Origin of the sequence: Acinetobacter kookii (assembly GCF_900096895.1) — a bacterium.
Lineage (GTDB): Bacteria > Pseudomonadota > Gammaproteobacteria > Pseudomonadales > Moraxellaceae > Acinetobacter > Acinetobacter kookii.
In genome coordinates, this window is record NZ_FMYO01000002.1 from 159,383 (window position 1) to 174,591 (window position 15,209).

The 15,209-nt window shown below is 44.0% G+C and carries 11 protein-coding genes and 4 tRNA genes; 12 read left to right on the top strand and 3 right to left on the bottom strand.

Going from position 1 to position 15,209, the window contains the following annotated elements; all coding sequences use genetic code 11:
• Positions 1-324 precede the first annotated feature (324 nt).
• The 6 genes from BLP85_RS05380 to BLP85_RS05405 all read left to right on the top strand — a co-directional run bounded on the left by BLP85_RS05380 (position 325) and on the right by BLP85_RS05405 (position 6,565).
• Positions 325-3,714: an Rne/Rng family ribonuclease gene (locus tag BLP85_RS05380; RefSeq protein ID WP_092819107.1), complete on the top strand. Its 3,390-nt coding sequence runs from the start codon at positions 325-327 to the stop codon at positions 3,712-3,714.
• A 195-nt stretch (positions 3,715-3,909) separates the two neighbouring features.
• Complete coding sequence (locus BLP85_RS05385; RefSeq protein WP_092819108.1) at positions 3,910-5,751, top strand: long-chain-acyl-CoA synthetase; 1,842 nt, start codon at positions 3,910-3,912, stop codon at positions 5,749-5,751.
• A 193-nt stretch (positions 5,752-5,944) separates the two neighbouring features.
• Positions 5,945-6,020 (top strand) — tRNA-Lys (locus tag BLP85_RS05390).
• Between the two features lie 23 nt (positions 6,021-6,043).
• Positions 6,044-6,119: transfer RNA gene (locus BLP85_RS05395), tRNA-Lys, on the top strand.
• A 58-nt stretch (positions 6,120-6,177) separates the two neighbouring features.
• Positions 6,178-6,253: transfer RNA gene (locus BLP85_RS05400), tRNA-Lys, on the top strand.
• Positions 6,254-6,489: 236 nt separating this feature from the next.
• Positions 6,490-6,565 (top strand) — tRNA-Lys (locus BLP85_RS05405).
• Between the two features lie 106 nt (positions 6,566-6,671).
• On the opposite strand, the gene BLP85_RS05410 is transcribed toward BLP85_RS05405, so the two are convergent.
• Complete coding sequence (locus tag BLP85_RS05410; protein WP_092819109.1) at positions 6,672-7,277, bottom strand: hypothetical protein; 606 nt, start codon at positions 7,275-7,277, stop codon at positions 6,672-6,674.
• Between the two features lie 312 nt (positions 7,278-7,589).
• On the opposite strand from BLP85_RS05410, the gene BLP85_RS05415 reads away from it, so the two are divergent.
• Positions 7,590-7,853 (top strand): PspC domain-containing protein, encoded by a 264-nt coding sequence (locus tag BLP85_RS05415; protein WP_092819110.1) that lies wholly within the window; start codon positions 7,590-7,592, stop codon positions 7,851-7,853.
• Positions 7,854-7,942: 89 nt separating this feature from the next.
• On the opposite strand, the gene BLP85_RS05420 is transcribed toward BLP85_RS05415, so the two are convergent.
• A complete protein-coding gene (locus BLP85_RS05420) occupies positions 7,943-9,043 on the bottom strand; it encodes an HPP family protein (RefSeq protein ID WP_092819111.1) in 1,101 nt (366 codons plus the stop codon).
• A 204-nt stretch (positions 9,044-9,247) separates the two neighbouring features.
• Here BLP85_RS05420 and glyQ point away from each other — a divergent pair, with 204 nt between their 5' ends.
• The gene (gene glyQ, locus BLP85_RS05425; RefSeq protein WP_092819112.1) at positions 9,248-10,237 is read left to right on the top strand and encodes a glycine--tRNA ligase subunit alpha; all 990 of its coding nucleotides are present in this window, start codon (positions 9,248-9,250) and stop codon (positions 10,235-10,237) included.
• Positions 10,237-12,306, top strand: coding sequence for a glycine--tRNA ligase subunit beta (glyS, locus tag BLP85_RS05430; RefSeq protein ID WP_092819113.1), 2,070 nt, complete (start codon positions 10,237-10,239; stop codon positions 12,304-12,306). The genes glyQ and glyS overlap by 1 nt, the downstream gene beginning before the upstream one ends.
• A 26-nt stretch (positions 12,307-12,332) precedes the next feature.
• On the opposite strand, the gene BLP85_RS05435 is transcribed toward glyS, so the two are convergent.
• Entirely contained in the window at positions 12,333-13,283 is a 951-nt protein-coding gene (locus BLP85_RS05435; RefSeq protein ID WP_092819114.1) for a hypothetical protein, read from the bottom strand.
• A gap of 111 nt (positions 13,284-13,394) precedes the next feature.
• Here BLP85_RS05435 and BLP85_RS05440 point away from each other — a divergent pair, with 111 nt between their 5' ends.
• The 3 genes from BLP85_RS05440 (at position 13,395) to BLP85_RS05450 (ending at position 15,118) form a co-directional block, all read left to right on the top strand.
• Positions 13,395-13,784: a hypothetical protein gene (locus BLP85_RS05440; protein ID WP_092819115.1), complete on the top strand. Its 390-nt coding sequence runs from the start codon at positions 13,395-13,397 to the stop codon at positions 13,782-13,784.
• 371 nt (positions 13,785-14,155) lie between these two features.
• Entirely contained in the window at positions 14,156-14,491 is a 336-nt protein-coding gene (locus tag BLP85_RS05445; RefSeq protein WP_092819116.1) for a hypothetical protein, read from the top strand.
• A 195-nt stretch (positions 14,492-14,686) separates the two neighbouring features.
• The gene (locus tag BLP85_RS05450; RefSeq protein ID WP_092819117.1) at positions 14,687-15,118 is read left to right on the top strand and encodes a hypothetical protein; all 432 of its coding nucleotides are present in this window, start codon (positions 14,687-14,689) and stop codon (positions 15,116-15,118) included.
• Positions 15,119-15,209: the final 91 nt, after the last annotated feature.

Below are 15,209 nucleotides of genomic sequence, written 5' to 3' on the forward strand. Positions count from 1 at the left end.
TACGATGATAATTCCGTATCAAGACGCCCGATCATGAATTAATGAAGGGACGATCTTCAAGCTACGTGACAGTGAAAGTTACTCACATCCAATGCACCGTTTGTCCGCCAGTGAATCGTCCAGGTGACTTTAATCGTTTATAAGATTGAAGCCGTATTGCCATCTTCAATACGTGAATCAAAAACCGAAGCCCAAAAAAAGGCCGGTAAAAAAGCTCAGACCACAATTGCGTCATTTTGAGATCTGGGTGTTGATCCGTAATGTATGATGTTCGCTACGTGTATAGCGATGTCCTGCTGTGTATCACTATTAGGTGTTACACCCATGAAACGTATGTTGATTAATGCAACACATGCCGAAGAGATTCGCGTTGCACTTGTCACTGGTCAGCGTCTTTACGATTTCGATCTAGAAAATCGTACCCGTGAACAAAAAAAATCCAATATCTATAAAGGTCACGTGACTCGCGTTGAACCTTCTTTAGAAGCTGTTTTTGTAGAGTATGGTGCAGGCCGTCAAGGCTTCCTGTCCATGCGTGAAATCGCAAACTCGTATTACAAGGCAGATCCTCGCCAAACTTCAAATATCCGTGAATTGATCACTGAAGGTACCGAACTTTTAGTACAGGTGGAAAAAGAAGAGCGTGGCAATAAAGGTGCTGCCCTTTCTACCTTCATTTCGCTTGCCGGCCGTTATTTGGTGCTTATGCCAAACAACCCGAAAGGTGGCGGTATCAGCCGTCAGATTTCCGGTTCAGTGCGTGAAGAACTGAAAGAAATGTTGGCTTCACTGAATATTCCGCGTGGCATGAGCGTGATTGTGCGTACCGCAGGTATTGGCCGCTCGCAAGAAGAACTGCAACTTGATTTACAGCACTTGATGGATCTTTGGGCGCAAATCCAGAATACGGCAAGTTCAGGTCCGTCCCCAATGCTGGTCCATCAAGAAGCCGGTGTAGTGACTCGCGCAATTCGTGACTATTTACGTGATGATGTTGCAGAAATCCTGATTGACTCGGAACAAGCCTATAACGAAGCCTATAACTTCGTGAAAGCAGTCATGCCACGTCAAATCGACAAGTTAAAAACCTATACTTTAAATGAGCCTTTATTTGCTCACTTCGGTATTGAAAGCCAGATTCAAACGGCTTATGAACGTGAAGTAAAACTTCCTTCTGGCGGTTCAATCGTGATTGACCAGACTGAAGCTTTGGTTTCAATCGACATTAACTCGGCTAAATCGACCCGTGGTCATGACGTTGAAGACACTGCTTTAAACACCAACCTGGAAGCAGCAGAAGAAATCGCACGTCAACTGCGTTTACGCGATATCGGTGGCCTGGTGGTGATCGATTTTATCGACATGACCAAAGACCGCAACCAGCGCATGGTGGAAGCCAAACTGCGTGAAGCCACCCAAAGCGACCGTGCCCGCATCCAGTTTGGTCAATTGTCCCGTTTTGGCTTGATGGAAATGAGCCGTCAACGCTTGCGTCCATCGCTGGAAGAAGCAACAGGTTACGTTTGCCCACGCTGTCATGGTACCGGTATGGTACGTGACTTGCGCTCTTTATCACTTTCAATCATGCGTAAAGTGGAAGAAATTGCACTGCGTGAACGTCACGGTGAAGTTCAGGTTGAAGTTCCGGTTGAAATTGCAGCATTCTTATTGAATGAAAAGCGTCACAGCCTGGTTTACTTAGAACAAACGTCAAATGTCCGTGTAACCGTATTGCCTCACCCGCACCTGGAAACACCACATTACGAAATTTCGTATAACCCTGAAGGTTTTGCCCCAACCAGCTATGAACGTACCGAAGCCACCCGTTCAAGTGAAAAAGAGTTAGGTTATGAAGCGTCTGAATGGCATTTAGGTGAAGAGCAACCAGCCCAGCAAGCTGCTCCACAAGCTTCAAGCCAGCCAGAGCGCAACAACAAGAAAAAACAGCAGCAACATGCTGTTCAACCACAAACTCAAGCCGCTGCCCCTGCTGCACCGTCGACCAGTCCATGTGCCTGGTTAGAAAACCTGTTTGTACAAAAACAGGCCGCAACTGTAGATCAGGCGCGTACTGCAAACAACGCTGCTGCGGCTATTGAACAAATGGTCAATGCTGGCGCCGTAAGCCGTGGTCAATTCGGTCAGGTGGTAACAGCTGCTGCACCTGCACCTGCTGCGACAACAAGCAGTAATGCTTACTTAACGCCAAATGCTCCTGCAAGCAACAAGCAGGAACCTCGTGAAGTTGCAGATAAATATTCTGACAAAGAAGAAAAATCGCAGCGTCACAATAAAAAGCGTAACAAGCCTAAAGAGCAACGCGAACAAGTTCAGCATGACAATCAGCAAAATCAGGTGCATGAAGAAATTGTTCAGGTTCCCCGTCATGAGCAACGCCAAGAACAGCGCCAGGATTCACGTGAAAACAAGCGCCCTTCTCGTCGCCAACAGGCTGATCAGCAAACCGAGCAAAATGCTGTGCCACGCCGTGACCGTCGCAACCAGCAACGTCCGGAACGCCCAAATCGCCACCGCGATCAAAGCGTATTGAACGAACAGGCAGCACAATCAGCTGCACCTACTGCAATTGTGAATGAACAGCAACCTAAAGTCGAAGTGATTGATACACCTCGTCAGGAAGTTCTTGCAACCGCATTGGTAGTTAATGTCGATCAGGCGAAAAGTGAAATTGTTGCGTTAGATTCAGCACCTGCTGTGATTGAAGCATCTATTCCTCCAGCAGCTCCGGTAGCAGCTGAAGCGCAAGCACCAATCATCGAGAAACCAGTCGTCGCGAAGGAAGAAAAACCTGCTGCAACTGAAACTCATGAGCCACACAAACCACGTCCTGCAGACAAACGTGCCAGCAACGACCCGCGTATGCGTCGTCGCCAAAAACGTGAAGCTCAGGCAAAACAGGCTCAGGCACCGAAGCTAAGCCCTTCTCAGGTTCCAACTTTGGGTCAATACACCGTGATCAGTCTCATTCGCCATGTTTATGGTGAAGATTGTTCCGTGCTGATTGAACAGTTCGGTTTAATTCCAACATTCAACCGTGCCTTGGTTAAATTTACCGAGCAGTATGCTGCAACGCTTTCTGTTCAGGCAACCGAAGCTGAAATACCAGCACAACCGGTAACACGTGATGTAGCAGTCACCAAAGCCGCCCCTGAAGCAGAACCTGCACCCGTGCTTGACTTGACGCCGCCAAAACCGGTGTCGGACAAACGCGTGGCAAATGATCCACGTGAACGTCGCCGTTTGGCAAAACAGGCTGCAGAACAGGCTTTAGAGCAAGCAAAGCAGGCGCATAACCAACCTGAAACTGCTCCAGCCGAAACTGTTGCTGTAACAGAAGCAGAAACGCCGACCGCCGAAGTGGCTGAACCTGAAGTAACTCAAGCAGTCGTTGAACCTGTAGTAACTGAGGTAGCAACTGAAGCAGTGGCTGAACCTGCTGCAGAAACGGTAGCAGCACCAGTGGAAACTGAACAGGCTGCAGAAACGGTAGCAGCACCAGTGGAAACTGAACAGGCTGCAGAACCGGTACAAGCTGAATTGGCGGTAGAAGCTGCTCAGCAGGATGTACAAACTCAGGCCGAAGCTACAGCAGAAGCTGAAAAAACCGAAGGTGAAGAAACGGATAAACCTGTCCGTCCTCGTCGTCCTCGCGGCCGTCCACCAAAGAAAGCAACCTCTGCAAATGAGTCATAATTTGTTCTAAAATTAGCTCTGATGCAGTGAAATAAAAAAACCTAGTCATTCCGGTGACTGGGTTTTTTTTGATACTTTTGTCAGATTAGGTTGATTGCACTAGACTGAAACGATTAAAAGACAAGTGTACAAATCATAGCAAGCATATTGCGAACAAATAGACTGTATTGGATTACGAAAAATAATAGGATTCATATGAACCACACTACACCGAGCGATCTTATCGGTATTGCGGATGTTGCAGCCAAAATACCTAAATTTATCAGCAAAGTCCCTCATTTATTGAGTGGTCTCAAACAGGCCTATTTGCGTACATCCAATACTCCAGCAGGCTTGGGAATTGCCTTTGAAAAAGCGGTAAGACACAATCCGCACGGCACGGCTTTATTATTTGAAGATCAGAAATTCAGTTACGAAGCACTGAATGAATGGGCCAACCAGATTGGACACTTTTATTTATCGCTCGGTGCCCAAAAAGGCGACGTGATTGCGGTGATGGTAGAAAACCGTCCAGAGCTGATTGCTACCGTTATCGCCCTGGCAAAAATTGGCGTTACCTCTGCTTTGGTCAATACCTCACAAAGCGGCAAGGCCCTGACCCATAGCATAAACCTGGTCAAGCCAATTGCCGTGATTACCGGTGAAGAATGCCGTGCAGCTGTAGAAGAGGTTCGCCAAGATCTGGAACTGGCAGCAGACCGTTTTCACTGGTTCGCCGATCAGGCCACGCAGGTGGATGCCGGCACAGCACCGCAAGGCTGGACCAATCTTGCAGAAAAAGCGGATCAATTTCCGAAATTCAATACCCCGACTACACACACCATTCAAGGTAAAGATGGTCTATTCTACATCTACACCTCAGGCACGACCGGCCTGCCTAAAGCGGTCATTTTCACCCATAGTCGCTGGACTTTGGCTTATGGCACCTATGGTCACGTGCTGGATTTAAAACCTGATGATGTCATGTATTGCACCCTGCCGCTGTATCATGCCACCGGCATTGTGGTGTGCTGGTGTGGCGTGATTGCAAGCAGTGCAACTTTTGCATTGCGCCGCAAATACTCGACCTCTGCTTTCTGGAAAGATGTCAAAAAATTTGATGCTTCAGCCATTGGTTATGTCGGTGAACTCTGCCGCTATTTAATGGATGCCCCCCCGTCTGAACTGGAAAAAGGTCACCGTGTCACTAAAATGATCGGCAACGGCATGCGCCCGAATATCTGGGACAAATTCAAGGAACGCTTCGGGATTGAAGAGGTACTTGAGCTGTATGCATCCAGTGAAGGCAATGTGGGTTTTAGTAACGTGTTTAACTTTGACAACACGGTCGGCTTCTCTCCAACCCCTTATGCGATTATTGAATTTGATAAGGAAAGCAATCAGCCGGTGAGAGATGCCAAAGGCTGGTGTAAAAAAGTCAAAAAAGGTGAAGTCGGCTTACTGGTGGGAAAAATTACCCGCCGTTCACCTTTTGACGGCTATACCGATCCGGAAAAAAACAAATCCGTGATTATGAAAGATGTTTTTAAACATGGAGATGCGTTCTTTAATACCGGTGATCTGGTACGCGATATCGGTTTCCGTCATGCCCAGTTTGTAGACCGTCTGGGCGACACTTTCCGCTGGAAAGGCGAAAATGTGTCTACCACTGAAGTTGAAAATGTGGTCAGTGAATATGAAAAAATTGCTGAAGCCGTGGTTTACGGCGTGGAAATCCCCCATACCAATGGACGTGCCGGCATGGCAGCCATTACCTTGAATGAGGGTGTAGAATTAACCGCCCAAGACTTGAAGCAGATGGCAAGCGAGTTTAAAAAATGTTTGCCGGCTTATGCAGTTCCGGTATTTTTACGTGTTCAGGCACAAGTCGAAACCACAGGCACATTTAAATATCAAAAGAACAAACTGAAAGAGCAGGCTTTTGATCCCGACAAGACCGATGAGCGTTTGCTGGTACTCCTGCCAAATGCAACAGAATATTGTGATTTAACTGCGGAGATATTCAACAATATTCAAGCCTATCAATACCGTTTTTAATTGCAGAGCCGTTGTTTTTTTACGAGATTAAGCAAATTTGTTGTATTTATAATCAAACATCAACAAGTTTGCTAATTTTTACTTGCGCTCGTTTGATAACTTGCTACAATACGCTCCATCAAAACAAAGTGGTGTTTAGAAAGCTTTTATTTTCTTGCACTGCACATTCAGACAAGCGCTGAATGTTGGTTCAGGGTCGTTAGCTCAGCTGGTAGAGCAGCGGACTTTTAATCCGTTGGTCCCGCGTTCGAATCGCGGACGACCCACCACTTATTTTGATTGATCTAGAGATGGGTCGTTAGCTCAGCTGGTAGAGCAGCGGACTTTTAATCCGTTGGTCCCGCGTTCGAATCGCGGACGACCCACCATCTTCTTGAAGGCTTCTGACATGAAGCTTTTTTAGCTTTTAAAGCACTCTTTCTGAATGGGTCGTTAGCTCAGCTGGTAGAGCAGCGGACTTTTAATCCGTTGGTCCCGCGTTCGAATCGCGGACGACCCACCATTCTTTCTTAGGGCTTCTTTCTGTACTACACTTTCCGTATTACAATTGAAACGAAACCTGCAATATTCCGACCAAGACAAACCACACCGTTTCGGTTGATTCGCCATTCTCGAAATTTTGCTACACCGATGCTGCAAAACACAATGCTTGAATGCATTTTTAAAAAATCTTCGATTTTTTTCTTGCACTCGGGTGAACCCTTAAAGTAATGCTTTAGGTTCACTAATCCTTACTCAGGGTTGTTAGCTCAGTTGGTAGAGCAGTAGACTCTTAATCTATTGGTCGAGGGTTCGAGCCCCTCACAACCCACCAAATTTCTTTATTATTCATCTTATTTCTACACGTCAATATAAAAAAAATACTGCACTTTTAAAACATTTTTTTATCCGTCTGGTTTGCTCAAACCTGCACCCCTGCTTTAACTGGCTTTCTCCTTAAGCAAACGGTAAGCCTGTTGTGGAAAAGGATTGCCCTCGGCAAAATATTGCTCGTTTAAGGCGGATGCATGTGCAATCTTGTCCAGATCCATGACCAGATTTTGATCTTTATCAATATTATAAAAAAATTCTACGCCATTTGAGCGATACAAAATCACCTGATGATTTTGCATATCATAAGACCAGCGATCTTGACGGTGATAGGGATTTGAAGCGAAGCTGATTTGCCCTGAATGGATCAGGTTGCGATGGGCAATTCCATCCTCCAGCAAATTAATCACATAATCTGCTGTACCCTCTTTACATCTGACAAAAGGGTCATCACAGCTGATCGTAGCTTGATAGCGGCCAATATAGGGCTGGGCACTTTGCGGCAGGGTATTTTTAAGCCCTGACTCGGTTTCCCCTACCGGAACAGTCGCCCGCCCCGCAACATCGGTCAGGCTTTTAGCCTGCTCACCACTCTGAGCTGACGTTTCTTTTCTGATTTGTTGTGCGACAGAATCTTCCAGGGGTTTATTGCAACCCATTAAAGCTGCACACATCACCACCAAGAAACAGCCATAATAATCCGTTTTTTGAAACACCTTTTCCCTCCTGGGCGTTAAATGCTCTTTGGCTGTCCCTAGCCATATTTGCCACTACAAAAAATAAGCTACAACGAAATGATCTTTATTTTACACTCATACATTAAAGCTTATTTATTGATTTTTATTGATATAAATCAACTTATTTAACCGAAGAACATTTTAAATCACGACATCGCAATACGCACTTACATTTACATAACTTAACTATTTTTTATGGTGTGTCCCTTTAAAAAGAATCATTCATCTCCATTTTTTATTTATAAGCGAGTTGTTTTAACTGCTTTGCTATTTTCTATTAAGGAGACCTAGATGGCCAATGTTGGTTTATATCGCTCTAAGCGTCAAAACATGATTGCAGGTGTAATGGGTGGTATTGCTGAACGTTTTGGTTGGAATGTGACTTTACTGCGCATTATTTTTATTCTTGTTTCTGTCATGAGTGCAGCATTCCCGGGAATCCTGGTGTATTTAATTTTATGGCTTGTGATCCCCAAACAGCCCAATACTATGTTTGGTCAGACACCGGCGTATAACAACCCGATCCGTACGGTAAATCCGGATCAAAATCGCTAACAACCCGTTGAACTCCATGAGTTGAGTTCGTTTTATGCTACGACTTTTACCCCAATCAGTCGTAGCTTTTTTTTGCTTTGTTTTTTGCTTTATGCCGCCACATTCAGCTGCTGGTTCAATGCCGCAATCATATCGGCACGGCTAATAATGCCCACCATTTTCTGCTTTTCCACCACAGGAATATAGTTAAACGAGCGCTCGACAAAATAAGGCACCAAATCCTGAATCGGTTGCTCCGGCTTTACGGTGATGACCTGCCGAACCATAATGTCCTTGACCTGACGCTGCCATGTGGTTCTTAAATCGGTTGCACGTTTAAACCATTCCACCACTTCGTATAAAGCCAGCGTGCCGACCAGTTGCTGCTGGGCATTAATCACCGGTAGGCTCATTAAATTCATGTGCTTGAATTTATCCAGGGCAGAATGGATATCCTCATTTTCATTCAAGCTAATCACGTCTTTGGTCATGATGTCCTGACACTTAAACTGGCTTATGCCGCGGGCATTGGCTTTCTCCTGGGCTGCCAGAATGATTTTTTGCAGGTCATATTCACTAATATCCAGCAGCTCGGTCTGCTGATCCAGCGTTGCCTGAATATCCTGCGGTTGAATGGTGACTTTTTGCGTTGGTGTCGGATCTTTAGAACGCTGGTTGATCTGGGCCATTTGCGGATATTGTTTTCCAAGCAGGCGGTTAAACACAATTGCAATCACCAGCAACAACATGGAGTTTAATAACACCGGATAAAAGATAAAATGATATCCCAGCTCATGGACTGCCTCTCCCCCCAAAACGGCAGTAATGGCCACTGCCCCACTTGGCGGATGCAATGAATCGGTAGTCATCATCAAGATAATAGACATCCCCACCGCCACGCTAAAAGCTTCGGTCAGGTTAGGAATATACATGGCGCAGGTTACCCCAATAATCCCGGCAATGATATTTCCCACCACCATATTCCATGGCTGTGCCAAAGGACTGGCAGGCACGGCAAACAGCAACACCGAAGATGCCCCCATCGGCGCGATATACCATGCATTGATATCCCCCAGCACCCACCAGCTTATGAAAGATGAAAGTGCCAGTCCAAGCAATGCACCCAGACCGCACAGCAGGCGCTCTTTGAGGGGAAGAACCTTGAAATTGGGTTTTAGGGTATTCAGCCATTCAAGTCGGGAATGAAACACAGCACGCCTTTTATTGTTTTGGGGAAGAAGCTGCAAATTATAGAAGGTTGACGATTAAAGGTGTATTTATTTTATATCTTATATTTATCAATAAATCTGTGAAGCATTTTTAAACAACTGATTTCTTATCCTGAAACCTTTGCCACACCTTTGCAAAATCCTTATACTTAGAGCCAATTTTTCTCTAATTTTAATGGATGCTACATGAGTCGCGCCATATCGCATATTGATACATTTCAAGGCTTAATTCTTGCCTTACAAAACTACTGGGCTGAACAAGGTTGTGTGGTGTTACAACCTTACGATATGGAAATGGGGGCAGGGACATTCCACACTGCCACTTTCCTGCGTGCTTTAGGGCCAGAAACATGGAACGCGGCTTACGTACAACCTTCACGTCGTCCCAAAGACGGCCGTTATGGTGAAAACCCGAACCGTTTGCAACATTACTACCAGTTCCAGGTGGTGCTTAAACCCAACCCGGACAATATCCAGCAGCTTTATCTCGATTCTTTAAAAGCCATTGGTATTGATACCCTGACTCACGACATCCGTTTCGTGGAAGACAACTGGGAATCGCCAACACTGGGTGCCTGGGGCTTAGGCTGGGAAGTTTGGCTGAACGGTATGGAAGTGACCCAGTTCACTTACTTCCAGCAAGTCGGTGGTGTGGAATGCTATCCGGTGACTGGTGAAATCACTTACGGTCTGGAACGTCTGGCGATGTACCTGCAAGGTGTAGACTCGGTGTACGATCTGGTCTGGACCAAAGGTCAGTTCGGTACGGTCACTTATGGCGACGTATTCCATCAAAACGAAGTAGAGCAATCCACTTACAACTTTGAATACGCCCCGGTCGACAAACTGTTTGAACTGTTCGACTTCTACGAAGCTGAAGCAACGCGTTTAATGGAAGCAGAACTGCCATTGCCTGCCTATGAACAGGTGGTCAAGGCATCGCATAGCTTTAACCTGCTGGATGCCCGCGGTGCGATTTCAGTCACTGAACGTCAGCGTTATATTTTGCGTGTCCGTACTTTGGCACGTTCAATTGCAACAAGCTATGTGGCAGCACGTGCGAAACTGGGTTTCCCGATGGCGGAACCGCATCTACGTGATGAAGTATTGGCGCAGTTAAAAGCACAAGTTGAAGCAGAAGCAGCTCAAGCAGAAAAAGCGGCGGAGAACAAATAATGTCTAAACATACTGTTTTATTTGAACTTGGCTGTGAAGAACTTCCACCAAAAAGCTTAAAAAAATTACGTGATGCCCTTCAGGCCGAAACCGAAAAAGGCTTAAAGGATGCTGGTCTTGCATTTGACGCAATTGAAGCCTATGCAGCACCACGCCGCCTCGCATTGAAAATTGTCAATGTTGAAGGCGCACAAGCCGATACACAAAAACGTTTTGACGGCCCTGCGAAACAAGCCGCTTTTGATGCGGAAGGCAAACCAACCAAAGCTTTGGAAGGCTTTATGCGTGGTCAGGGCATCACGGTTGATCAAGTTTCGACTTTCCAGGCCGGTAAAGTTGAAAAAGTTTGCTATTTAAAAGATGTCAAAGGTCAAAGCCTGGATGTACTTTTACCGCAAATTTTACAAAATGCGTTGGACAACCTGCCAATTGCAAAACGCATGCGTTCTGCGGCCAGCCGTACCGAATTCGTGCGTCCGGTAAAATGGGTAGTGTTGCTTAAAGACAACGATGTGATTGATGCAACGATTCAAGATCATAAAGCAGGCAAAGTGACTTATGGTCACCGTTTCCATGCGCCTGAAGCCATTACGCTGAACCATGCTGATGAATATCTGCCTAAATTAAAAGCAGCGCACGTGGTAGCGTCTTTTGAAGAGCGTCAAGCCATCATCGACCAGCAAGTAAAAGCTTTGGCTGATGAAGTCAATGCGATTGCCATTGTCCCAAGTGACCTGCGTGACGAAGTGACTGCACTGGTGGAATGGCCTGTTGCGTTACGTGCAAGCTTCGAAGAGCGTTTCCTTGCGGTGCCTCAAGAAGCACTCATCACCACCATGCAGGACAACCAGAAGTATTTCTGTTTGGTAAATAGCGACAACAAACTTCAACCTTACTTCATTACCGTGTCAAATATTGAGTCGAAAGACCCGACCCAAATTATTGAAGGTAACGAAAAGGTAGTTCGTCCGCGTTTGTCGGATGCGGAATTCTTCTTCCTGCAAGACCAGAAGCAACCGCTGGCATCACGTAAAGAAAAACTGGCCAACATGGTGTTCCAGGCAGAGCTTGGCACACTTTGGAACAAGTCTGAACGTATTGCGAAACTGGCTGTTGCACTTGCGCCAATTACAGGTGCAAACCCTGCTGATGCTGAAAAAGCAGCCCTGCTTGCAAAATGCGACTTAACCTCTGAACTGGTTGGTGAATTCCCTGAACTTCAAGGCATCGCGGGTACGTATTACGCGCGCATTGAAGGCGAAAATAATGAAGTTGCGGAAGCATTAGGCGAACAATACTTACCTAAATTTGCCGGTGACGTTTTACCGAAAACTAAAACTGGTACTACGATTGCCCTTGCCGACCGTTTAGATACCTTGACCGGTATTTTCGGTATTGGTCAGGCACCGACAGGTTCGAAAGACCCGTTTGCACTGCGTCGTTCTGCGATTGGTATTTTGCGTTTAGTGACTGAAAACGAGCTTGATGTTTCAATTGAAGCACTCATCAAGTTGGCTTTAGCGGCTTATGGCGATGTATTGAAAGATCACGATAAGACTTTAGCGGATGCTGTTGCATTCCTGGAAGGTCGTTACCGTGCCAAATACGAAGACCAGGGCGTTGCTGTTGACGTGATTCAAGCGGTTCAAGCGTTATCACCAAAATCTCCGCTTGATTTTGACAAGCGTGTAAACGCAGTAAATCACTTCCGTGCATTGCCTGAATCGGCTGCGCTTGCTGCTGCGAATAAGCGTGTTGCAAACATTCTTGCAAAAGAAGCTGCGCCTGAAGGAAGCGTCGTTGAAGCGAACTTGGTTGAAGATGCTGAAAAAGCATTATTCGCTGAACTTGCGAAAATTACGCCTGTGGTTGAGCCGTTATTTGCTGCCAAAGACTACACAGCTGCGTTGTCTGCTTTAGCTGCCCTGCGTGCGCCTGTAGATGCGTTCTTTGATGGCGTGATGGTGATGGCAGATGATGCTAACCTAAAAGCAAACCGTTTACGTATGCTTGCTCAGTTACGTGGCTTGTTTACCAAAGTGGCTGATATTTCAGTGTTGCAGCATTAAGTTCTGATTAATTCAAAAAACCCGCTTTAGAGCGGGTTTTTTATTTCATATTTTTCATCAATTTCAGCCATTAGGCTTTTGAAATAGTCATTTTTTTCATCAAGATAAAAATTATATATACGTGCCGCCTGATCATCATTCTCTAGCATTGATTTTCTCATTAACTCAATTGCGACTAGATAATCTTCAATTTCATTAAACCAATATTCGTTCTGTAATAATCTATTTTCGAGAGACTTTTTCAAGTCAACATATTGCTCTTGGATATGATTTAGAGCCGTATAAGCAAAGAGCTTATTCTGCTCATCATAAATACTATGAATTTTTTCATACCAATAAGAAATCGGCAGCAAGTCAACTAATTTTTCATTTTCAAATTTCTTTTTAACTTCATTTTCCATAACAATTATTTCTTTATTTAGTCTTTTCAACAGAACTATTACTTCATCTAGTTGCTTCTTAAGTAATTTATGAATAGAAATTTCTTCATAAACAGTATGTTCTGCCTTTTTTGAATATCTCAATAAGTCAAAACCTAATTTATTAATAGTGATACGAGAAATAAAATTGTTAAATTCATTCTTTTCTTTCTCGCTTCTTCCTCCTTCATTATTTAGAACTGTATGACCAATCGAAGCATTCCTAACCTTACGGATCTTTTTTAGCTCACTAGTTGTTTCCCACTGAACTTCGAATACTTCATATAGATGCTTCAAACTATCTTGTTGAAGAATAAAACATTGCAAAATTCCATAGCAATAAATGTATTTCAGCCCTGTTTCTTCAGGGAAATCTGTTTGCAAATAATCCTTAAAGGCTATGAAAGTATCTCCTAATACATCTAAAGCACTACATAGCATCCACCACTTGTGCTTATTATTTAATAATGTGTAATGAAGAACTCCACGATTAATATGATCACGCAGCTGATCTTCTAAATTTTCTATTTGATCTAAAGAGTCTAGTAGGTGATCCATATTTATATCTATAGGAATATAGTATTGTTTAAAAATTAGTTTTTAGATCATAGGCAATTTCATCTGAATTTCATATACTCAAACCAACAACACTCAACAAGAAAGAATCACATGAAACTTAAAATGCTTATTTTGACTGGTCTTGCGAGTATTGCTGTTACGGCGTGTACCACTGCTCCCACTATTCCCACCCTTGAAACGGGTGTCCTACAAGAAGTTCAGAATCTGGAAGTCTATCCAAACACCATTGACAACAAAGCCAAACTAACCAAATTTACCAACAAGTGCATGATCGAATTTACCGGCAACCTGCCAGCCGGCAAAGCCATAGAACACTGGTCATTTAAAGGCAATACACTCATCACGGGCAGCTCGACCGTGTTTGCTACAGATGGTACAAGTACAGCCACTAACTTTGAGCTGAATGATGCTACAGTGCAAAAAAACTTCCTTGCGCTACGCCATTATTTTCATAAAGATGCTTTAGCACAATGTAACTAATGCCTGACTCATACACCCAGAATCACTGATTCTATATGGATTCGGTGATTCTTCTTCCCCTTCAATAAAAAGTCTTTCATTCGCTTCATTTCCATTCAAATACCGCTCATCTGTATTTACTCTAAAGTGTTACATATCAATACTTTGTATCCAGGGAAATTTATTTTTTTTTTGAAATTTTTTTTAAATTCAAAAACTAAAAAAGAATAGCCAAAAATCACATTCACATATTTGTCCAGATTGTTAATTCGTTGTTGCTAAAACGTTGGAATTTATTCTTAAATTCAAAATTTAGAAATTGGACCGATTAAGATAGTGATCTTATAACTCGGTAAACACTCGAGTTTTATCATGCAAGGATAAATCGAGCTATGAAAACAATCAGAACAATGTTGATTAGCACTGCACTTTTAGCTTGTACTCCCCTTTTCGCCAACCCAACCCCCAACGCAGCTTCAGAGCTAAAAGCAAAAGACAGTGAGCAAAATACTGCTGATAAAGCGGAAAATGTTAATCAAGAGATGAATCAAACTCAAACTGCGGACGAAAACTTTGTCAGTAAAAATTCACAACAGAGCACGGATAACAACGGTTCACACCCGAGCAATATGGATATTAACGGTAAAACGCATGCAGAGCTGGGCATCTATTCAGGAAGAATATATTCAGGATTTACGATTAAAACGCCGAATCAGTATGAAGAATAAATTCATCTCTCAGATCTCGTGAAAAAAGCTCATGTCAATGGGCTTTTTTCTTGCCTCATGAATCCTAGATTGATCTTAAATGTAATAAATCTGTATTAATTTCGCCACATTTCACGTTTTCTCCTCAATTCATTCTTAAAATAAAATCAAATAGAACAGATTAAACGCATTACCAAAACAGGAATAAAACCCACAATGAAAATGATGAAAACGGTATTAGTGACCAGTGCAATTTTGCTCTCTACTCCACTTTGGGCTCAAACAGGCACAGCCACTCCTGACAGCACTTCAGAGCACAATCAGTCTGCACCCTATGGAGACAACCCTAATATCTTTAAAGTGCTCGGTCATAAGGCACAGCAGAAGGTTCAGAACACGGTGGAAAAGGTGGATACTGCTGCGCAAAAAGGGATCGCCAAGGTAAAACCGAAAGTAGAACATGCGTGGGAAGAAACCAAAGACTTTGCCACTGAAAAATCGGCCATTGCCAAAGAAAAGTCACAACACGCAGCAGCCACGGTCAATCATAAAATAAATGAAACCAAGGATAATATTATTGGCAGTCCAAATGATCAGCCCGCACCGATTATTTCTCACCCGCTAAGCGAATCTTCAACCAATAATTAATTTGCAGCTGCATATGACTGGCTGCTCAAGTACAAGTGGCATAGGTAAAACCAAGCCCAATTTATAAATCAAGCTGACTATAAGCAATCAG